Genomic DNA, 21,705 nt, shown 5'->3' with positions numbered 1-21,705 from the left:
ATTAAAACAGTAAGAGATTGTTTGGCAATGGCTTTATTCTAAATGAATGTAAAAAGCGTCCTGTAAAGATTTACAGGACGCTTGGATTAATGGGTAGAGTCGATTGATGCCGTTTCTTGTAATTCGGCAATTAAAGCATTCATTTGATTGGGTTCTCGCAGCAATTGCATCAAATAATCAGCAATACTGTGCAAAACTTCCAAATCTTGCTCGTTCAAGCTGCGACTTTGATGGTTCATAATGGACAAACATCCCAAAATCAAACCTTTTTTATTGCGCAGTGGCACACCTGCATAAAAACGGATTTTATGACCTGCCAATTCAGAATGTTTGTCAAAACGAGGATCGTTTTGAATGTCTTCCAAAATCAAATCTTCATTTTCATACACGATATAGGTGGCGATGGATTGTTCGCGTGCAATGCCAGTGTCTTGTGTGTTTGATAACAAAGTATTGGCAGGGGTGTGTACCCAATGCTCGTCTACCCAAGCAATTTGTGCATAATCCACATTGAGGCTGTGCAAGGTTTGTTTAATAATATGTTGATAAATAGGCAAATAAGCGGCATTGAAGACATCGCATTGCACCAAAGCTTGTAAACGTTCCGCTTCGTTGTCGGGCAATAAAGTCGGGTTAATGGTGGTGGAATGATGGCTAGGCAATAAAGGTAAGTGCAAGTTTAAACTGTGTATGCTGTCCACAATTGCGGTCAATTCAAATCGCTCTTGCATGGCGACGTTCAAGGTTTGAATATCGCCATTCCATGCAATGACAATAATATGCAAATGCTCATATGCGCGTAAATGGCGGGCAATCAGGCGAATTTGTGCCATGGGTTCGGCATTGAAAATAGACAAACACAATACATCCATATTTTCCCAATCAATTTGCTCCAAACCATTTTGGTTTTGCAAAAAAGCATTGTTGTGAGTTTGTGCTTGAAAGCCGCTCAATTGCAATGCATGGGTCACCATTGCCGCCGCTTGCACATCGACATACCAGCGTGCGCCCAAACACACAATATTCAAATCACATACGGAGGCAATGTCGTTAACTGGATAATCTTTGTACATATGTTGGTTGAATTCAGCGATGCCTAAATTCATACGCAAGCGGTGGCGCGCGGTGGCGATATCATCGTGTGAAGAGGAAAACAAGCGCAAAGCTTCAATGGCAACATCATCGTAAAAACCAATGACTTTGCGTGCCAGCAGTGGTGTATCGGCTTTGTGCGGTAAGTCGGCTTCGATGTAATTTTCGGCCAGCTCTACCGCTTCGGCAATATTTTGTGCTAACAATCTTTGGTAAAAGCGTTGTGAGGTTTCTAAAACAGGATCGCTGCCAATAATAACCTCAATAAAACGCAAAGATGGAATGGAGCGAGACAACACCAACAAACAAGCCGTCATCGGGGTGGACAAAATCAAGCCCACAGGTCCCCAAATAGCGGTCCAAAATGTGGCGGCTAAAATGATGGATAAGGTGGACAAACCCGTACTGCTGCCATACAGCCACGGCTCGATGACATTGTTGCTGATCAATTCCAATACCACAATCAAACCAATAGTCCACAAAACCATGTCCCAACTAGGGTCTACCGCAAAAGCCAAAGCCAATGGAAAAATGGATGAAATCACAGGACCGACATACGGAATAAAACGCATGACAACGGCAATCGTGCCCCACAAAAATGCAGCAGGCACACCAATAAACCACAGACCTATGGCCATAGGAATGCCGTAGCTGGCGTTGACCAACAATTGCATGCGCAAATAAGTACCGATGCGTTGTGCGGCTTCATTGAGCATGTCAGTGGCGACGTTCAAATTTCTACCTAAAATCAATAAAATGCGATCACGCAATTCGCTGCGATTGATTAAAATTAAAATCACAAACAACAACGCAATGCCTGCGGTGACAATCGGTTCTGCCACCGCTTGAATCCATACCGCCACTGCATTGATGGGATTGGATTCATCTGAAACAATTTTGACTTCGGTAATGGCCGCTTCATTGGAATTTTTGGGTTCTTGGTCATCATCGTGTTTGATGTTAGGTGCTGTGCCGCTGATGGTTTGTTGAATGATAGAAAATGTGCTGATGGCGCCGTCCCACACGCTTGGTCCTTCGGTATAGGTTTTCAGGTTTTGGGCTTTTTCTTGAATGGTGTCTTGGTAAGTGGGCAATTGTTGGCTCAAATTCACCAATTGCATGCCCAAATAAGTGGTGCCAGCGATGAGCAAAGCCAAGCAGACTGTAATCACCGTCATCACTGAAACCAAATGTGGCAAGCCCCAATGTTTGAGTTTTAAGACGATGGGATGCAATAAAAAGCCTAAAAATGTTGCCAAAGCTAAGGGAATCAATAAAGAGCGTCCAAAATACAAACCACTGATGACCAAAGCGGCAATACACAATCCAATTAAGATGCGCAAATTGGGCAATAATGAGACTATTTGCGCCATTAAATGTTGGTTTTCTAAGGTGGTATCTGAGGGTTGCGGTGTTGTATTGTCGTGTGGGTTTTCGGCAGAGGGCGTGGGTTTATTTGGAGGAAGATGGGGATTGGGTTGATTCATGGCAACCATCCTTATGTATTGATTCATGAAGATTTAAATTGAATTCATCAGTATGAATTCAGATGAATGACGGACGGTAAAAGTTCAGGCTGTCGTTTAACATGAATATGGCAAATCATCTTTTACGCGTCCTGTAAAGTTTTAAGCATGCCGCAGCTGACGACTTAAATGGTCGGGGATTGTGTTTGTGTTAACGGTGTTTTTAAACGCAATTTGGCATCGTGGCGGCGTTGAAAAGTGGCGTTGATGATGCCTCCAAAAATCAAAATCATGCCAGTGAAATACAGCCATAACATCAGCACAATCACACCACCAATGCTGCCGTAAGTGGCTGAATAATTGCCAAAATGGGCAATGTAAGTGGAAAAGCCATAAGTCAACGCCAACCAACCTAAGCTTGCGACCGATGTGCCTACAAAGACACGTGAGACATGTAAGCGCGGTTTGGTTTTGGGCACAATCCAATACATTGCCAATAACAACACAAAAATCATCAACGCAGGCATAATCAAACGCAAAGTCTCCCACAAGCCACGTATGGCATCGGGCACGTCAATCCATTGGTGTACAAATGTCATAATCGCCCCACCAAAAATTGGCAATACCAACGCCATCAGCAGCAGTGCTAAAAACAGCAAAGTAAATATCACCGACCACAAACGGTCTGTGAAAGTCATGGCGGTCTCGAGGTTGTAAGCTTTGTTCAGCGCAGCCATCAAAGCATTCATGCCTTTAGAAGCCGACCATAAAGTACCTAATGCACCCAAAGACAAAATATTGCTGTTTTGATGGGTCAAAATCGGGCTTAGAATTTGTTGTACCATTTTAAAAATATCAGGCGGCATCACATCCGCCATCAATTCATACACATGCGATGGGTTTAAATTCAAATAGGGAATCAAACCGATGAAAAAAATCATCAGCGGAAAAAATGACAATAAGAAAAAATAGGCCAATTGAGCCCCTAATGCAGACAAGTCCACGTTTTTGACCCGCCAAATCAAATCTTGCCACATGCCTTTGTGAGTCAAAATATCGATTTGATTGGGATTTTTCACTACAAATGATTGAATATATTGGATGAATGGAGGCATATGTGGCCTTTTTGTATAAACCAAATGAATGATAGATAAAATCAAGGTCAAACAAGTTTATTTTTATTTGATCCATTTGTGTGATTTTTGATGGTTAAAGTAGCGTTAGGTTTGAGATGGCCTATTCAGCAACAGACATCATAGAATGCACGTTTTAATATTATTTAAGAGGTGGCTATGTCCAATTTAGAAGATCCGAGAGTTTTGTTTGCATTAGAGCGTACGGCTTTGGCTTGGAATCGCAGTGCTTTGGCCTTGGTCGCATTTGGTTTTGTGATTCAAAAATCCAGCTTGTTGGTACAGTTAATTGACCCTATAAAATACCATGACAAAATTGTTTACAACCATTGGTTGGGCGTGGCGGTGATTGTGTTTGGCATGGTGGTAAATGTCGGTTCTTTGTTTCAATACCGAGCAGGTTTGCGCTCTTTAACCGAGGCAGAATTTTTGCCACATTATCGCACCCAATATCCGCTGGTATTAAACTTATTTACTTTGTTAACAGGCTTGTTGCTCATGGTTTCGTTTTGGATACATTAAGTTTTACAGGACGCTTGTAAACTGATTATGCTTGGCAATACAGTTGGTGCAAGGTTTGCATCAGTGTGAGCACTTTGTCATCATGGATTTGATAAAAAATTTGTTTGCCATCACGGCGCGTGGTGACCATGTGATGGTTGCGTAAAATGGTCAATTGTTGTGATAACGTGGGTTGATGGATGTCGGTCATGGCTTCAATTTGTTGCACATTCAATTCAGCATTGGCCAAAACACACAAGATTTTCAATCGCACAGGATTGGACAAAACTTTCAAACATTGGCTGACAAGCTCCGCTTGCGAAAAATCGAAATGGGTGTGAGTAGTGTCGGGATTCATTTGGGTATCCATAGGTATTTGAAACATCATGCTTGTTATATTATATAAAATTATATAATATAAAAATATATTTTATTTTTGAGGTGTTGAGCATGCACGATTTTTTGGCTGCCTTTTTAGGTGGTGCTTTGTTAGGGCTGGCGGCGGTGGGCTATTTGTACGTCCACGGTCGCATTGCCGGCATCAGCGGCTTGATTGCCCAAACTTTAAATCCGCAAACGGCTTTCAAAACACCTGCCATTTGGTTTTTAGCGGGTTTGTTGATTGTGCCGTTTGGATATGCGTGGTTTTCTCAGCCTGAAATCTGGGTGGATGCCAATCCTTGGATGATGATTTTAGCAGGTTTGTTGGTGGGCTTTGGCACGCGTATGGGTTCAGGCTGCACCAGTGGGCATGGCATTTGTGGTATTAGTCGTTTGTCCAAGCGTTCGTTGGTGGCAACGGCCGTATTCATGTTAGCAGGCATGGCTACGGTTGCAGTAATGCGCCATGTGGTGGGAGTCATTTCATGAAAAATATTTTGGCGTTTGTATTCGGTGGCATCTTTGCCATAGGTTTGTCGTTTTCAGGTATGGCCAATCCTGAAAAAGTGTTGGGCTTTTTGGATGTTTTTGGACAATGGGATGCCAGCTTGGCTTTTGTGATGATGGGTGCAATTGCGGTGGCGTTTGTGCCATTTCAAAAAGCAGCGCGCCAAGCCAAACCGACTACCGTATTCAATGAGCCGATAGATTTGCCACAAGCCATACAAATTGACCGCCCATTGCTAATAGGCAGTGTGTTGTTTGGTATCGGTTGGGGCATTGCAGGCATGTGTCCAGCACCGAGCTTGACCTTAATTGGTTTGGGTCATTATGAGGCTGGTTATTTTATTGTTGCGATGGCCGTTGGTGTGTGGTTGCATCGTCAATATTCAAAAAGGTGAATACATCGTGTCCCAAGCCATAGTCCAAGCTTTTTTTGATGAATCAAGCAATACCTTCAGTTATGTGGTCAGTGATGCCAATACCCGTGAGTGTGCCATTATCGACAGTGTATTGGATTATGATACAGCCAGTGCCACCACGACAACGACTCATGCAGACCGCATCATTGCCTATATACAAGAACAAAAATTGACCGTGGCATGGTTGTTGGAAACCCATGTGCACGCAGACCATTTGAGTGCTGCGCATTATTTGCAACAGCAGCTGGGTGGTCAAGTAGCGATGAGTGCACACATCGTGTTGGTGCAAGAAATGTTCAGTCAAATTTACCATTTGGATGTGCAAAAATACCGAGACATGCCGCCTTTTGATCATTTGTTTGCCGATGGTGAGGCTTTTCAAATCGGTACTTTGCAAGCGTACAATATTCCCACACCAGGACATACTCCTGCATGTTTGAGTTATGTGATTGGCGATAATGTGTTTGTAGGCGATACTTTGTTCATGCCTGATTATGGTACGGCACGTTGTGATTTTCCTAAAGGCAATGCTGCCGATTTGTTCGATTCAGTGCAAAAATTATATGCTTTGCCTGAAACCACACGGGTATTTTTATGCCATGATTATTTGCCTGAAAGCCGAAGTGAATATGTATATCAGACCGATATTCGCACGCAAAAGCAACACAATATTCACATTAACCAACACACCACTAAAACCGATTTTATCAGTCTGCGCCAAAGCCGCGATGCATTTTTGAGCATGCCCAAATTGATGTTGCCTGCCATTCAAATCAACATGAACGGCGGTCAATTGCCAGAGCCGGAAAGCAATGGTGTGTCGTATTTGAAATTGCCTTTGAATTATTTTAAAAAATAATATTGATTTCCAACGTGTATGCAATCAGCGTCCTGTAAGTGTTTACAGGACGCTTTTACTTATTTGGGAGTTATTGTCAAATCTGGTGTATGGCATTCAGGCCGCTTTCTCTGTTGATTGCTCGTCTTCCTGCTTGCCATCTTTGAAGATGACGTTGTTGACCACCAAGGTCAATAAGTTGAATCCTTGAATCCGGCGCCAACGCTTTTGGGCCGTTTCCAATAATTTGTACACCATCGCCAAAGTGGTTTCTCTGGAACCGCAGTTTTTAGCCCGCTTACTACGCAATCGTACGGTAGCAAACGTGGATTCAATCGGGTTGGTGGTGCGGATGTGCGTCCAATGCACATTTGGAAAGTCATAGAATGCCAATAACTCTTCTTCATCCTTCACCAGTTTGTTAATGGCTTTGGGGTATTTGTCACCAAAGCGAGCCACTGTTTGTTTGAAGGCTTGTTCTGCACTTTCTTTGGTTTCGGCCATCCAAATTTCTTTCAAAGCCTCTCGCAATTTGCCTTGTACCGATTTGGGTACGGCTGCCAACACATTGGCCGTTTTGTGCACCCAACAGCGCTGATGTTTGGTGTCTGGATAAGACTTGGCCATGGCATTCCAAAAGCCCAACGCACCATCGCCGACCGCCAATTTTGGACTGGTTTCCAAACCCCTCAAACGCAAGCCTATCAACACTTCTGACCAACTGACTTCAGATTCCCGATAACCATCTTCAACCGCCACCAACTCTTTATGTCCTTGATCAGTCACACCAATGATGACCAGCAAACACAGTCTATCGTCCAATCGCACATTGCTGTAAATGCCATCGGCCCACCAATACACATAGCGTTTGCCCTTTAAATCCCGCTGGCTCCATTGCCGATGTTCGTCCGTCCAATGTTGCTTCAAACGACTGATGGTATTGGCTGACAAGCCTTTGGCCTGCTCTCCCAATACAGCCGCCAAAGCTTGTTGGTGGTCACCTGTGGAAATGCCTTTCAAATACAGCCATGGCAGCAATTCTTCGATGCTTTTGGTACGTTTCAAATAAGGCGGCAACAATTGACTGTTGAAACACACACCGTCACCACTGCGATCTCGTACCTTCGGCACTTTCACCTGTACATCACCAATGCCAGTCTGCACTGTTCGTTCCGGCAAATAACCATTTCTGACCAATGCTTGGCGACCATCGGGAAGTTTCTTGGGTGAGTGTTGCTCCAGCAAAATCTGCAATTCGGTTTCAACTGCTTTGGCAATCAACTCCCTGGCTCCCTGACGCAGCAAATCGGTCAATGGGTCATTGAATGTTTGCTGTGGTTGTACGAATGCATTTGGGTTAGAATCAGTCATGGCGTATTCCTTTTGTTGGTTGAAATCTTTGGTCGGAAATCAATCAACAGGATACGCCTTCTTCATTTGTTCGTCATACACCAGAAATGACTATAGCTCCTTATTTGGAATTTATGAGGCAAAGCATTATATTGTCGTGTAGATAGACATAACCTGTCTTTTTGCAGTGGTATATATGCCGAACGAATTTAAAACACAATATTGTATGTCAGTAAGGAAATGGTATGGCAAAGAACATTGAACCAACATTGAAATTAATCAGTACTTATTTACAGTTAGAAAAATCTGCTAAGTTTGTGATTCCTAACTATCAAAGAGCATATTCTTGGGGTTTGGATCAGTGTGATAAATTATGGCAAGACATTGAAGCATTTCGGACATCAGAATCCGATGATCCTTATTTTTTCGGTACGGTGATTGTGGATGTGTCAGATTCTAAAACATTTAGTTTGATTGATGGACAGCAAAGAACCACGACATTTTTATTGTTACTAAAAGCATTATTGGTGCGGTTGAATGAGGTGATTCCCAAAATCTCTAATGATGAGGAATCGGAACCTTTGAAAGAAGGTTTAAAAGACAATCGCAAGAAAATTATGGGTATCTTGTATCAAGCAGAAGCAGAAGATATCCCTGCGATGATTAAAAATCCTAGCAGTATGCAAGGTATTGTCATTTTAGAAAATCATTCTATTAATGAACTTTACAAAGATGAAGTGGCAAAAATTCTTGCTGCTGTGGATTTTATGGATGCAGAAAAACATGTGGCCAAATTGCCGCGCAAGCAAAGAGACAACAAATACACCCACCATTTTCGAAATTTCAAATTTTTCTACAAAGAGTTGGAGAAAAAAGATGGATCTGAATTAAATGGTTTTGCTAAAAATTTTTTAGGTAAATGCCAAATCATTGAAATTCGCAGTTGGGAAGTCGCTCAAGCCATCACGATGTTCAATTCTCTGAATTCAACAGGTATGCCGTTGTCAGATGCAGACATCATTTCAGCACAAATGTATTCCAAGTCTGAAGACAAAACTCAATTTAATACAGAGTGGGAAAAAATCAACCATTTGGTGCATGAATTAAGCCATCAAAAAATGGTGGATATGAATTCGGTATTGCAACAATTTATGTATATTCAGCGTGCTAAAAACAATGAGGTCGATGCCAGCACACCGGGATTGAGACGGTATTACACTGAAATCAATAGTGCATTATTAGATCAGCCGATGCAGTTGTGTGCGGATTTGTTGAAAATCGCCGATGCTTGGGATGCCATTAAAACGCATCCTATGGTGAAATTGTTGTTGAAATTCAATGAAAATGCCAAGTTGTTTTTGGCCAGTTATGTATATCGTTATGATGTTGCGCAATTAACCGATGCCATTATTACCGATATTTGTGAATGTTTGTTGCGTTTGTTTGTGTTGTTAGAGCTTGATGATACGGCTTATTCTAGCGCGAAATACAAAGCTTTTTTATTCAAAGAAAACATCAGATTGGTCGATGCTGAAATTGATTTTAATGCAATCGAGCAAGACTTTAATCAGCATATAGGCAATGAAAAAAATTGGCGTTCTGAAGCGGTTGCAGAGGCGATTTGGGCATATGAAAAAAATGCGTTGGTGTATTTAAATGAATATTTGTATGCCAAAGAAAAAGGTTTGCCATTTGATTTTGCAGACAATGTGAATATTGAACACATCATGCCATCTAGCGGCAATAACATCACCAGCATTCAGACCGATGCAGGCATTGAGGACAAAGAAGAGTTCAAAGCGTTGGTGAACCAAGTGGGCAATAAAATTTTGTTGGAAGAAAACATTAACAAATCCATTGGCAACCAATGGTTTAAAACCAAAAAACAAAAGACCGTGTCCGAAAAATCGGGTTATAAAGACAGCCAATACCACATTGCAGCAGCATTACAGCATTATCCAAAAGATGTTTGGGAAAAGTCAGACATTGAAGCGGCCACTGACAAAGCCACGCAGCGTTTGATTGATTTTATTTTTATGCAGTAATGGTATCGCATTAAAAACAAGCGTCCTGTAAACCTTACAGGACGCTTTTTAAATGGTTTAAAGTGGTTTCAAGCTTAGATTATTCGCTTAACAAGGCAATGTCTGCTACGGCATTCAATTGCAAATTCAATTGATTGAGCAAATTCAAGCGGTTTTGTTTCAAAGCGGCATCATCTGCCATCACCATCACGCCATCAAAGAACGCATCCACAGGTGCACGCAAAGTCGCCAATTGGCTTAAAGCTGCGGTGAAGTCTTGCGCTGCAATGGCAGTGTTGATGCTCGCTTGCAAGTTCTCAGTGGCTGCAAACAAAGCTTTTTCCGCGTCTTCTTGTAAACCATCGGCATTCACTGCACCCAATTCACCATCGGTTTTCTTGAGCAAATTGTGCACACGTTTGTTGGCTGCTGCCAAAGCTGCCGCTTCTGGCAAGGCTTTGAATGCGCTGACCGCTTCCAAACGTGCGCCAATGTCGTGCAAGCTTTCAGGGCGGTGTGCCAAGACTGCTGCGACCACGTCGTGGGCGTAATCGCCTTGCAACAATACCGCCAAACGCGCGTACATGAAGTCGACCACTTCAGAGACAGTTTTATCAGCCAAAATGCCTGCAGGGAAGCTGTCGTAAGCGGCCTGTACCAAGCTCGGTAAGTTGACATTGTATTGCATCAACATGCGTACCACGCCCAAAGCCGCACGGCGCAAAGCGTAAGGGTCTTTGTCGCCTGTTGGAATCAAGCCAATGCCCCAAATGCCGACAATCGCTTCGAGTTTGTCTGCTAAAGCGACTGCAGTGGCTTCGGCTGAGTCAGGCAAAGCATCGCCTGCAAAACGTGGTTGGTAATGTTGTTCGATGGCTTGGGCAACAATGGCGTTTTCGTTATCGTGTTGGGCATAATATTTGCCCATAGTGCCTTGCAATTCCGGGAATTCGCCCACCATTTCAGTGACCAAATCGGCTTTGGCCAAGCGTGCAGCACGTTCGCTTAAGGTCACATCGGCACCAATCAAACTTGCGATGTGAGAGGCGATGCCCACCAAACGTCCAATGCGTTCGCTTTGGCTGCCAATTTTGTTGTGGTAAACCACAGTATCCAAACGTGGTAAACGGCTTTCCAAAGTATTTTTGCGGTCGGTTTGGTAGAAAAATTCCGCATCAGACAAACGCGCACGCAACACACGTTCGTTGCCTTGAACGATGTGAATCGGGTCTTGGGCTTTCAAGTTAGACACGAGCAAGAAACGGTTCATCAACTTGCCATTGGCATCGAGCAATGGGAAGTATTTTTGATTTTGTTGCATGGTCAAAATCAAGCATTCTTGTGGCACATTCAAAAAATGCGCCTCAAAACCTGCTTCCAAAACCACAGGCAATTCTACCAATGCGGTGACTTCGTCACGCAAAGCTTCATCAGCGGCAACGGTGGCGTTTAATTTGTCAGCCGCTTGTGCCAAATGTGAATTAATCAAAGCACGACGCGCCGCGAAATTGGCAATCACTTTGCCTTGTTCGGCAATTTTGGTTTCGTATTCGTCAGCATGGTTGAAAGTCACAGGGTCGTTAGACAAAAAGCGGTGACCCAAAGTCCAGTTTTGGCTTTCTAAACCCAACACAGAAGCGTTCAAAGTTTGTGCACCCAACATCACGATTAAGCCGTGTACAGGACGCACAAAAGTGTAAGTTGAGCTGCCCCAACGCATCACTTTAGGAATCGGCAATTTTTTTACCGCTTGTGCCAACACATCTGAAATCACGCTTTCCAAGCTTTGACCCGCTTGGGTGTATTCGTAGGCGTAAACGTCTTGTTTACCATCGAAAACAACTTTTAAATCCGCCACGTCCGCGCCAGCACCACGGGCAAAACCCAATAAAGCTTTGGTTGGTTCGCCATCTTTCATGCCATTGGCAACAGATGGACCTTTTTTCACGATTTGTTGATCGGCTTGAATGGCGGTGACGTTTTGGATTTGCACACCCAAACGACGTGGTGAGGCAAAGACTTTGTAAACGGCATCTTGACCAATGAATTGGTCTTTTTGCAATTGTTCGATGATGTTTTGGGCAAAGCTTTGACCTAAGTTGTTCAAAGCTTTTGGCGGCAATTCTTCGGTACGAAGTTCAATCAATAGGGTTTCGGTGCTCATTTGGCTAACCTTTTTTGCAATCTTGGAAATCAAGCGTCCTGTAAAAACAGATTGGGTTTACAGGACGCTTTAATATTATTTGTCGGCGTTTTTAATCAATGGGAAGCCCAAAGCTTCGCGGCTGTCGACGTATTTTTGTGCCACAGCGCGGCTCAACGCACGCACACGACCAATGTAAGTGGCGCGTTCGGTCACAGAAATGGCGCCGCGCGCATCCAATAAGTTGAAAGTGTGACCTGCTTTTAACACCAATTCGTAAGCAGGCAAAGCCAAAGATGCGTCTTCCACTGCCAATATGCGTTGCGCTTGTGCTTCGTATTGGTTGAATTGACCCAATAACCATTCAGCATCGGAATATTCAAAATTGTACGTCGATTGTTCCACTTCGTTTTGGTGGTACACATCGCCATAAGTGACGGTTTGACCATCTAAGGTTTTTGCCCACACCAAATCGTACACATTTTCTACGCCTTGCAAATACATCGCCAAGCGTTCGATGCCGTAAGTGATTTCACCCAAAACAGGTGAGCAATCAATGCCGCCAACTTGTTGGAAATAGGTAAATTGCGTCACTTCCATACCATTTAACCAAATTTCCCAACCCAAGCCCCAAGCGCCCAAAGTAGGATTTTCCCAATCGTCTTCGACAAAACGGATGTCGTGTTCCAAAGGAGACAAGCCCAATTCTTGTAACGATTGTAAGTACAATTCTTGGATGTTGTCAGGAGCGGGTTTCAAAGCGACCTGAAATTGGTAATAGTGTTGCAAACGGTTTGGATTATCGCCATAACGACCGTCTTTAGGGCGGCGTGAAGGTTGTACATAAGCGGCAAACCAAGGTTCAGGGCCCAAAGCACGTAAGCAAGTGGCAGGGTGGGATGTACCTGCGCCGACTTCTAAGTCAAATGGTTGTAAAACCACACAGCCTTGGGCTGCCCAGAATGATTGTAATTTGAAAATGATTTCTTGAAAGGTCAACATGGAACGGACTTTAGAGGTAGTCGTAAATAGGCTTATTCTACTGTATCAAGCGGACAGTGGGTAGTGAACGGCGCCGATTGCATGGCAAAACATACGCATAGAAAATAAAAAACAGTATAATGCTTTGGTTTTATTGAAAAGTTCAGTTTGATTTTGTTCCCATTGATAGAAGTAACAAGGAGTGTCAGGTGTCGTTCGATAATGAAGATGAAGATTTAAAGACCCAACGTAAATTGTTTTTGTTTCTCGGTACGTTGGTGGGTGCGGTGACGGCAATCGTGTTGTTTTATGCCATTGCGGTGGATGCCAAAGAAAATCAAGCACCGTCAGCAAGCGATGTGGTGGCTGAGCAGCCTGCCACAGCCGACAGCCAAGAAATTGCAGAAGCCAATGGTTTGGTCATCGTTGAACCTGCTGTGATGGCGAGTGCGAGTGAGCCTGTGGCTGCGGTGGAGAGTGACGGTGCGCGCGTGGTGGTAGAACAAGGCACGGTGAAATTTTATTTTGCGTCAGGTCAAACTGCTTTGGCAACCGGTGCTGATGAGGCTTTAGAAGCCATAGTTGCAGGCGTGAAACAAGGCAAAAAAGCACAAGTGTCGGGTTTTCACGACAGTACGGGTTCGTTGGAAGTGAATGAGCGCGTGTCTAAGGAACGAGCGCAGGCGGTGCGTGATGCATTGGTGAAATTGGGTGTGCCTGAGCAAGACATTGAATTGGTGAAACCAAAAGTATTGGAAGGCACAGGCGAAAATGCTGAGGCACGTCGCGTGGAAGTGGTTTTGAAATAAATGAATTGAAATGGCATACAAAGCGTCCTGTAAATGTTTACAGGACGCTTTTTTAAATGTTCAAAAATAGAATATTTTGTTGTTTATGAATCTACATAAGAGGCGCATAAAGCGTTGTTTTCGATGTAAACAAGTCACAATCATGGCAAAAAAATGCTCAATCTTGGTATGAACATTGGGATTTTTGGCATTTAATAAATATTTTATGCTGATTTTATTTAGATGTGTATGAATAACAACCAATTGCTTATTTTAAACTTGTATCATCATTGCTCAGAGTTTGTTATTCGAAATAAATGAATTGGCGTGTCAATGGCATGTGTCAGCAACAAAATGACATTGACGGGCAGTTGTTGGGATGAGGTGTGATGGGTGTAATCAAGTGTTTGCCGCAAGTGGATGGGGATTTGGGTTGGTATTTGACGGCTGCCAATGTCAAGCAAAGTATTGGACGACCTTTAAAAGGTCAGCAGCGCGCAGACATTGTGGTGTTGGGCGCGGGTTTTACGGGCTTATCAGCAGCGCAGCGTTTGAAGGAATTGTATCCCAATCAAACCATTGCCGTTGTGGAGGCTTTGGATGTGGGGCAAGGCACTTCAGGCCGCAATGCCGGATTCATCATTGATTTGCCTCACAATGTCGATGCTCAAGAAAACACGCCTGAACAAGATGCACACATTCGCCGATTGAATGCGTTTGCCATTGAGCGTTTGCAAAATTGGCGTGAGCAATTTCAAATTGATTGTTTGTGGCACCAAGCTGGCAAATATTTGGTTGCCAAAGAAACCGCCAATTTAGCCGGTTTGGATGCGTTTGAAGCCTCGTTGCAAAAACGTCAAGATGCTTATCAACGCTTCAAGCGGGACGCATTGGCGGCACGTTTGGGAACAGATTATTATCAAGAAGGTATTTTCACACCGGGTAATATTTTGATGAATCCTGCGGCTTTGGTGCGCGGTATTGCTTTGGGTTTGCAAGAACACATCGATTTTTATACCCGTTCTCCCATCATTCATATTGAATATGGCGATGAAATTAAATTGCATACGGTAGGTGGCGTGTTACATGCCAAAAAAATGGTGCAATGTACCAGCTCATTTACCGATGCCAGTGCGTTGACCAAAAATACCATCGCGCCTGTATTCACCTATGGCAGCTTAACCGACCCATTACCAGAACATTTGTGGCAAAAACATTTTCATCATATTCAGCCTTGGGGTGTGACTTCGGCACATCCTGCGGGGACCACGGTTCGATGGACGCCAGACCGCCGTATTTTAGTGCGCAATATTTTGGAATTCAATCCTAGTCAACATTCTAGCGAGCAGCAGCGCCAACAAGCATGGCAACAACATCGTGCCTCGTTTGAAGCGCGTTTCCCATTTTTGAAACAAGTGGATTTTCAATACACTTGGGGCGGCGTGTTGGCGGTGACGATGAATTACCAATCGGTGTTTGCACAGCCGCAAGACAATGTGTATGTGATTTGTGGTTGTAACGGTGTGGGCGTGGCTAAGGGAACGTATTTGGGTTATTACATGGCAGAAATGATGCATGGCAATAACAGCGAGGCTTTGGAGTTTATTCGCCAAACCAGCCAACCAACCAAAGTACCACCTGAGCCATTTCGCAGCTTAGGTGCCAAATGGCGCATCCATAAAGAGCAGCAAACTGCGGGTTTGGATATTTGACGGAGCAGCTGATGGCTCTTACGCATCAGCCACAGCATTGCTGTGTTTTTTAGACTGAAGTAGTGGCGCTGCGGCGCATTGGGAGAGATGTATGTTGGGCTTGAAAACGACGATGACTTTGACTGCGGCTTTTGTCAGCTTGGGTTTGGCTGCTTGTTCACCACAAGCGGCTGCGCCTGCGGCCAAAGAAGCGTCTGGTAGTGCAGTGAGTGTGGATGTTGAGAAAAAAGAAATTGTGATTGGTACGTCTGCGGGCGATTTTGGTGACATGGTGAAAGATTCCATTAAGCCAATTTTGGAAAAGCAAGGCTATCAAGTCAAATTGACCGAATTCAATGATTATGTAACCCCAAATATGGCTTTGGCTGAGGGTGCGGTGGATGTGAACGTATTCCAACACAAACCGTATTTTGACAGTTTTGTGGCCGAACACAAATTGCCTTTGAGCATGGGTTTCCAAGTGCCGACTTCGTCATTGGGTTTGTATGCAGGCAAATTGACCGCGCTAGACCAAGTCAAAGAAGGTGTCAAAGTTGCCGTACCGAATGACCCATCGAATTTTGCCCGTGCCATTGTGATGTTGAGTGAATTGGGTTGGATTCGTTTGAACGACAATGTCAATGCTTTGCAAGCGTCTAAAGCAGACATTGCTGAGAACATCAAAAAAGTAGAATTGATTGAGATGGAAGCGGCGAATTTGCCACGCGCGCGCGTTGATGCCGATTATGCCATTATCAATGGTAATTTCGTTTTGAGCAGCGGCATGAAATTGACCGATGCTTTGTACCAAGAGCCAAGCTATGCGTATGTGAACTGGGGCGCATTCCGTACCGCTGACAAAGACAGCAAATGGGCGCAAGATGTCATCGCAGCTTATGAGTCAGATGAGTTCAAAAAATACACGTTTGCAACTTATCCAGGTTACAAATACCCAGTACAGTGGAAAGTCGCGGGTAAATCAGGTGCCAGCGAAGGCTCAGCTGAAGCTTTGCAAGCAGCTTCTGCAACCCATTGATTTGACGTAATGTGATTGTCAATCAAGCGTCCTGTAAATGTTTTACAGGACGCTTGATTTTATACAATGCTTAATGCATTGATGGTGAAATATCCTTTTTAAGCGGCAATCTCTTCCAAACGATGACAGGCAACCAAGCGACCTTGCCATGGACGCAGCTCAGGTTCGCTGTGGCCGCACGTTTCTTGGGCAAAAGGACAACGCAAATGCAAGGCGCAGCCTTGCGGCAAATTCAAAGGGCTGGGCAATTCGCCTGCAAGCTTGATTTGGGCTTGATGACCGTTCAAGCTGGGAGCGGCAGCGAGCAAAGCTTGTGTGTAGGGATGGCAAGGTTTGTCAAAAATGGCTTTTTTGGGGCCGTGTTCCACCGCTTTGCCCAAATACATCACCATCAAATCGTCCGCCACATGGCGCACCACCGATAAATTGTGTGAAATGAACACATAAGCGGTGTGATAAGCGTCCTGTAAATCCATGAACAAGTTCAATACTTGTGCTTGAATTGACACATCTAAAGCGGAAGTGGGCTCATCGGCAACAATGATTTTGGGATTCAACATCATCGCTCGCGCTAAGGCGATGCGCTGGCGTTGGCCGCCTGAAAACATGTGCGGATAGCGCCCTACATGTTCAGGTCGCAAGCCGACTTGTTTCATAATCGCTTCCACTTGGTCTTTTTTTTCTGTTTTGCTCAGCGATGTGTGTATGTCCAAAGGTTCGGTCAATTGAAAACCAATGGTATGGCGCGGATTCAATGAGCCGTATGGGTTTTGAAACACCATTTGAATTTCGGTACGCAGTTTTTTTTGGGCGTTTTTGTTCAAATGGGTGGTGTCTTGACCATTGACATACAAGCTGCCACCAGTGGGTTCTTCAATTAAAGTCAGTTGTCGGGCGAGCGTGGATTTACCACAACCAGATTCGCCCACGATGGCCAAGGTTTTGCCTTGCGCCAATTCAAACGACACGCCATTTAAGGCTTTGACAGTGGCTTTGGATTTGCCAAAGCCTTGTGGAATTTGATAATGGCGGCTCAATTGTTGGGCGCTGAGCACGATGTTTTGTGAATGGGTCATGCTGAAACTCCCGTGATTTGAGAGGTGGAAATGGCGCTGATGTCAGGATAAACGCAGCGCACTTGTCCAAAAGGGCTGTTTTGCAACAACACGGGCTGGTGACACGCCTCATGTACATAAGGGCAGCGCGGTGACAGCAAACAACCTTGTGGGCGGTCATATTGGCTCGGTACGACCCCTGGTAAAGAATGCAAGCGTTTTTGACCAATAGACAATTCAGGAATGGCAGCGAGCAAAGCTTCGGTATAAGGATGGGCAGGGCGTTTGAAAATTTTGGCAACGTGTGAGCGTTCCACCATTTGCCCTGCGTACATCACCGCCACTTCATGGGCATTTTCTGCTACCAAACCTAAATCATGTGTGATTAAAATCATCGCCATATGTCGTTCTTGCTGTAAGCGGCGCAACAAATCCATAATTTGTGCTTGTACCGTTACATCCAGTGCGGTGGTCGGTTCATCGGCAATCAACAATTTGGGCTCACACGCCAAAGCCATCGCAATCATGACCCGTTGGCTCATGCCGCCTGATAATTGATGTGGATAGGCTTTGAGACGATTTTTGGCATCGGGAATTTCCACCAGTTGCAGCAATTCAATACAGCGTTGGTGAGCGGCTGCCCCTTTTAAACCCAAATGGGTTTTTAAAACTTCGCTGATTTGGGTTTCGATGGTGAAGCTTGGGTTCAGGCTGCTCATAGCGTCCTGAAAAATCATCGAGATGTCTTTGCCGATGATTTGACGCTTTTGCTTGGCGCTCATGGCTTGCAAATCCTGGCCATTAAAACGCAAGCTGTTGGCGTGGATATTGGCGCTGCTGGGTAATAAACCCATCAATGCCATCATCGTGACTGATTTGCCAGAACCCGATTCTCCGACTACGGCTAACACATCTTGCGCTTGTAAAGACAAGCTCACTTGATCGACTGCACGAAAAGCCCGTTCGCCTTTGCCAAACACCACGCTCAAATGGTCTATGTGTAATAAAGGTTCTGTCATTATGATACCTCTTTGAGTTTTGGATCTAAGGCATCGCGCAAACCGTCGCCAGTCAAATTAATTGCCAATGCAGAAATGAAAATTGCCACACCTGGAAAAATCGCCAACCACACATTGCTTTGGATGTATTGGCGTGCTGTGCCGAGCATCGCACCCCATTCGGCATCGGGTGGTTGAACGCCAAAGCCTAAGAAACCAATGGCACCAGCTTCCAAAATTGCCGAAGAAAAGACCATGGTCGCTTGTACAATCAGCGGCGCCATACAATTGGGCAAAATGGTGACAAACAACAAACGCACGGTGCCCGCACCCATGACCCGAGAAGCGGTAACATAATCGCGTTGCAATTCCACCATAGCGGTGGCACGGGTCAAACGGATGAATGGCGGCAAACACACCAAGGCAATGGTTAAAATGGTATTGGTCATCGATGGCCCTAAGATGGCGGCGATGATGATGGCCAATAGCAAGCTTGGATAAGACATCAAAATGTCATTGATGAGCATGATGAATTTTCCTAAAAGCTTGGGCCAAAATGCGGCCATCAAACCTAAACTGACGCCTATCAATAAAGACAAAGTGGTGGCACACAAACCAATGAACAAAGAATAGCGTGCGCCGTACAGGACGCGTGACAAGGTATCGCGTCCTGCATCGTCCGTACCCAATAAAAACGTACTGTCGCCACCTTCCATGAAGACAGGTGGCAATTGCTCTTTGCCTTGAAACAATTCATATGGGTTGTGTGGGGCGATGAGCGGGGCGAAAAGTGCGATGATGATGGAAGCAATCAAGACCAATAAGCCAATGACTGCGCCGCGGTTTTTCATAAAAGCACTGACAAATTGTTGCCACTGTTTGGGTGGTGTTAAACTGGCGGCTGTGGCGGGGGTGGTCGTTTGTGACATATAAAAGCCCTTCCTTATTTGGCCGCGTGGCGAATGCGAGGGTTAATCAAGCCGTACAAAATGTCTACCAGCAAGCTGATGAGCATCAAGGCGGTGGCGACTAATAAAATGCCGTTTTGCACCACAGGGTAATCGCGATTGTGAAAGCCATCGAGCAACCAGTTGCCAACGCCCGGCCATGAAAAAATGGTCTCAGTCAAAATTGCGCCTGCCAGTAAAGTCGCCATTTGCAAACCAATGACAGTGACAACGGTAATCAAAGCATTGCGCATCACATGAACGAGCACGATGCGAGTCGGGGACAGACCTTTGGCTTTGGCGGTACGAATGTAGTCTTCACCCAAAACTTCTAAAATAGCAGAGCGGGTCATGCGGGCAATCATGGCTAGTGGGATGGTTGATAAGGCAATGGATGGCAAGATAAAGTGTTTGATGACGTCCCAAAATGCCCCTGGTTGGTCGCTGAAGAAAGAACCCAATAACCATGAGCCATAATAAGGCTCAACATCTAAAAATTGCATTACGCTGATGACGCCAGACACGGGCAACAAGCCCAAGTAGTGCGCAAAAATACCAGTTAAAATTGGACCTAATAAGTAAATAGGCATCGAGTAGCCAGCCAAAGAAGCACTCATCAATGTGTAGTCTAGCCACGAGCCACGTTTGAGTGCAGCGATAATGCCAAATGAAACTCCCAAAACACTGGCAATCAAGATGGCGCAAATGGCCAACTCTAAAGTGGGTACAAAATGAGAGAAAAAGTCATTCAAAACCGGGCTGCGGTCGCGGAAAGAATTGCCAAAGTCACCTTTTAAAATTTTGGTGAGATAGTCAAAATATTGCACCGGCAAGGGTTGATCTAGCCCTAAGCGCTTCATGGCTTGGGCATGTAATTCTGGATCGACCATTCTTTCACCCATTAAAACTTGCACAATGTCTCCTGGCACCATACGAACCAAGGTGAAGGTGGAGAGGGTCAAGCCGATGTAAATCGGAATCAGCAGTAAGATCCGTTTACAAATAAAAGAAAACATATGCACTTCCTTGTGGGAGAGTTATTGTCAAATCTGGTGTATGGCATTCAGGCCGCTTTCTCTGTTGATTGCTCGTCTTCCTGCTTGCCATCTTTGAAGATGACGTTGTTGACCACCAAGGTCAATAAGTTGAATCCTTGAATCCGGCGCCAACGCTTTTGGGCCGTTTCCAATAATTTGTACACCATCGCCAAAGTGGTTTCTCTGGAACCGCAGTTTTTAGCCCGCTTACTACGCAATCGTACGGTAGCAAACGTGGATTCAATCGGGTTGGTGGTGCGGATGTGCGTCCAATGCACATTTGGAAAGTCATAGAATGCCAATAACTCTTCTTCATCCTTCACCAGTTTGTTAATGGCTTTGGGGTATTTGTCACCAAAGCGAGCCACTGTTTGTTTGAAGGCTTGTTCTGCACTTTCTTTGGTTTCGGCCATCCAAATTTCTTTCAAAGCCTCTCGCAATTTGCCTTGTACCGATTTGGGTACGGCTGCCAACACATTGGCCGTTTTGTGCACCCAACAGCGCTGATGTTTGGTGTCTGGATAAGACTTGGCCATGGCATTCCAAAAGCCCAACGCACCATCGCCGACCGCCAATTTTGGACTGGTTTCCAAACCCCTCAAACGCAAGCCTATCAACACTTCTGACCAACTGACTTCAGATTCCCGATAACCATCTTCAACCGCCACCAACTCTTTATGTCCTTGATCAGTCACACCAATGATGACCAGCAAACACAGTCTATCGTCCAATCGCACATTGCTGTAAATGCCATCGGCCCACCAATACACATAGCGTTTGCCCTTTAAATCCCGCTGGCTCCATTGCCGATGTTCGTCCGTCCAATGTTGCTTCAAACGACTGATGGTATTGGCTGACAAGCCTTTGGCCTGCTCTCCCAATACAGCCGCCAAAGCTTGTTGGTGGTCACCTGTGGAAATGCCTTTCAAATACAGCCATGGCAGCAATTCTTCGATGCTTTTGGTACGTTTCAAATAAGGCGGCAACAATTGACTGTTGAAACACACACCGTCACCACTGCGATCTCGTACCTTCGGCACTTTCACCTGTACATCACCAATGCCAGTCTGCACTGTTCGTTCCGGCAAATAACCATTTCTGACCAATGCTTGGCGACCATCGGGAAGTTTCTTGGGTGAGTGTTGCTCCAGCAAAATCTGCAATTCGGTTTCAACTGCTTTGGCAATCAACTCCCTGGCTCCCTGACGCAGCAAATCGGTCAATGGGTCATTGAATGTTTGCTGTGGTTGTACGAATGCATTTGGGTTAGAATCAGTCATGGCGTATTCCTTTTGTTGGTTGAAATCTTTGGTCGGAAATC

19 protein-coding genes are annotated in these 21,705 nt (G+C 44.8%); 8 read left to right on the top strand and 11 right to left on the bottom strand.

Annotated elements, in window-relative coordinates; translation table 11 throughout:
* Window positions 1–86: 86 nt before the first annotated feature.
* Entirely contained in the window at window positions 87–2,579 is a 2,493-nt protein-coding gene (locus tag ADP71_RS01215) for an AI-2E family transporter (protein WP_171460825.1), read from the bottom strand.
* A gap of 164 nt (window positions 2,580–2,743) precedes the next feature.
* Entirely contained in the window at window positions 2,744–3,673 is a 930-nt protein-coding gene (locus tag ADP71_RS01210; RefSeq protein ID WP_019957525.1) for a YihY/virulence factor BrkB family protein, read from the bottom strand.
* A gap of 177 nt (window positions 3,674–3,850) precedes the next feature.
* Here ADP71_RS01210 and ADP71_RS01205 point away from each other — a divergent pair, with 177 nt between their 5' ends.
* Entirely contained in the window at window positions 3,851–4,213 is a 363-nt protein-coding gene (locus ADP71_RS01205; protein WP_104931301.1) for a YidH family protein, read from the top strand.
* Between the two features lie 25 nt (window positions 4,214–4,238).
* Here ADP71_RS01205 and ADP71_RS01200 read toward each other — a convergent pair whose 3' ends face one another.
* A complete protein-coding gene (locus ADP71_RS01200) occupies window positions 4,239–4,550 on the bottom strand; it encodes an ArsR/SmtB family transcription factor (protein WP_026353415.1) in 312 nt (103 codons plus the stop codon).
* A gap of 92 nt (window positions 4,551–4,642) precedes the next feature.
* On the opposite strand from ADP71_RS01200, the gene ADP71_RS01195 reads away from it, so the two are divergent.
* Genes ADP71_RS01195 through ADP71_RS01185 form a run of 3 tightly spaced genes read left to right on the top strand, consistent with a single transcriptional unit; the run spans window position 4,643 to window position 6,355 of the window.
* Window positions 4,643–5,062, top strand: coding sequence for a YeeE/YedE family protein (locus tag ADP71_RS01195; RefSeq protein ID WP_019957528.1), 420 nt, complete (start codon window positions 4,643–4,645; stop codon window positions 5,060–5,062).
* Window positions 5,059–5,475 (top strand): YeeE/YedE family protein, encoded by a 417-nt coding sequence (locus ADP71_RS01190; protein WP_019957529.1) that lies wholly within the window; start codon window positions 5,059–5,061, stop codon window positions 5,473–5,475. The genes ADP71_RS01195 and ADP71_RS01190 overlap by 4 nt, the downstream gene beginning before the upstream one ends.
* 7 nt (window positions 5,476–5,482) lie before the next feature.
* Window positions 5,483–6,355, top strand: a complete 873-nt coding sequence (locus ADP71_RS01185; protein WP_026353416.1) for an MBL fold metallo-hydrolase — start codon at window positions 5,483–5,485, stop codon at window positions 6,353–6,355.
* A gap of 96 nt (window positions 6,356–6,451) precedes the next feature.
* Here ADP71_RS01185 and ADP71_RS01180 read toward each other — a convergent pair whose 3' ends face one another.
* On the bottom strand, window positions 6,452–7,705 hold the full coding sequence (locus ADP71_RS01180) for an IS256 family transposase (protein ID WP_104931213.1): 1,254 nt from the start codon (window positions 7,703–7,705) through the stop codon (window positions 6,452–6,454).
* A 224-nt stretch (window positions 7,706–7,929) separates the two neighbouring features.
* Here ADP71_RS01180 and ADP71_RS01175 point away from each other — a divergent pair, with 224 nt between their 5' ends.
* Window positions 7,930–9,729, top strand: coding sequence for a DUF262 domain-containing protein (locus tag ADP71_RS01175; RefSeq protein WP_171460824.1), 1,800 nt, complete (start codon window positions 7,930–7,932; stop codon window positions 9,727–9,729).
* A gap of 79 nt (window positions 9,730–9,808) precedes the next feature.
* Here ADP71_RS01175 and glyS read toward each other — a convergent pair whose 3' ends face one another.
* Entirely contained in the window at window positions 9,809–11,872 is a 2,064-nt protein-coding gene (gene glyS, locus ADP71_RS01170) for a glycine--tRNA ligase subunit beta (RefSeq protein WP_019957532.1), read from the bottom strand.
* Window positions 11,873–11,947: 75 nt separating this feature from the next.
* Complete coding sequence (glyQ, locus tag ADP71_RS01165) at window positions 11,948–12,853, bottom strand: glycine--tRNA ligase subunit alpha (RefSeq protein WP_104931300.1); 906 nt, start codon at window positions 12,851–12,853, stop codon at window positions 11,948–11,950.
* A gap of 188 nt (window positions 12,854–13,041) precedes the next feature.
* Here glyQ and ADP71_RS12930 point away from each other — a divergent pair, with 188 nt between their 5' ends.
* The 3 genes from ADP71_RS12930 to ADP71_RS01150 all read left to right on the top strand — a co-directional run bounded on the left by ADP71_RS12930 (window position 13,042) and on the right by ADP71_RS01150 (window position 16,347).
* Window positions 13,042–13,641: an OmpA family protein gene (locus tag ADP71_RS12930; protein WP_019957534.1), complete on the top strand. Its 600-nt coding sequence runs from the start codon at window positions 13,042–13,044 to the stop codon at window positions 13,639–13,641.
* Between the two features lie 368 nt (window positions 13,642–14,009).
* The gene (locus ADP71_RS01155; protein ID WP_104931299.1) at window positions 14,010–15,332 is read left to right on the top strand and encodes an NAD(P)/FAD-dependent oxidoreductase; all 1,323 of its coding nucleotides are present in this window, start codon (window positions 14,010–14,012) and stop codon (window positions 15,330–15,332) included.
* 91 nt (window positions 15,333–15,423) lie between these two features.
* Window positions 15,424–16,347: a MetQ/NlpA family ABC transporter substrate-binding protein gene (locus ADP71_RS01150; RefSeq protein WP_104931298.1), complete on the top strand. Its 924-nt coding sequence runs from the start codon at window positions 15,424–15,426 to the stop codon at window positions 16,345–16,347.
* A 98-nt stretch (window positions 16,348–16,445) separates the two neighbouring features.
* Here ADP71_RS01150 and ADP71_RS01145 read toward each other — a convergent pair whose 3' ends face one another.
* From ADP71_RS01145 to ADP71_RS01125, 5 genes are read right to left on the bottom strand one after another with little or no spacing between them, the layout of a single operon-like run.
* Window positions 16,446–17,423, bottom strand: coding sequence for a dipeptide ABC transporter ATP-binding protein (locus tag ADP71_RS01145; protein WP_019957537.1), 978 nt, complete (start codon window positions 17,421–17,423; stop codon window positions 16,446–16,448).
* Window positions 17,420–18,421, bottom strand: coding sequence for an ABC transporter ATP-binding protein (locus ADP71_RS01140; protein ID WP_019957538.1), 1,002 nt, complete (start codon window positions 18,419–18,421; stop codon window positions 17,420–17,422). The genes ADP71_RS01145 and ADP71_RS01140 overlap by 4 nt, the downstream gene beginning before the upstream one ends.
* Window positions 18,421–19,329, bottom strand: a complete 909-nt coding sequence (locus ADP71_RS01135) for an ABC transporter permease subunit (protein WP_171460823.1) — start codon at window positions 19,327–19,329, stop codon at window positions 18,421–18,423. Before ADP71_RS01135 ends, ADP71_RS01140 begins: the two co-directional genes overlap by 1 nt.
* A gap of 14 nt (window positions 19,330–19,343) precedes the next feature.
* A complete protein-coding gene (locus tag ADP71_RS01130; protein ID WP_019957540.1) occupies window positions 19,344–20,363 on the bottom strand; it encodes an ABC transporter permease in 1,020 nt (339 codons plus the stop codon).
* Between the two features lie 47 nt (window positions 20,364–20,410).
* Entirely contained in the window at window positions 20,411–21,664 is a 1,254-nt protein-coding gene (locus ADP71_RS01125; RefSeq protein ID WP_104931213.1) for an IS256 family transposase, read from the bottom strand.
* Window positions 21,665–21,705: the final 41 nt, after the last annotated feature.

The organism is Vitreoscilla sp. C1, from assembly GCF_002951955.2.
Lineage (GTDB): Bacteria > Pseudomonadota > Gammaproteobacteria > Burkholderiales > Neisseriaceae > Vitreoscilla > Vitreoscilla stercoraria.
Note: the sequence above shows the minus strand (reverse complement) of the source record. Positions and strands in the feature narration are given on the sequence as shown.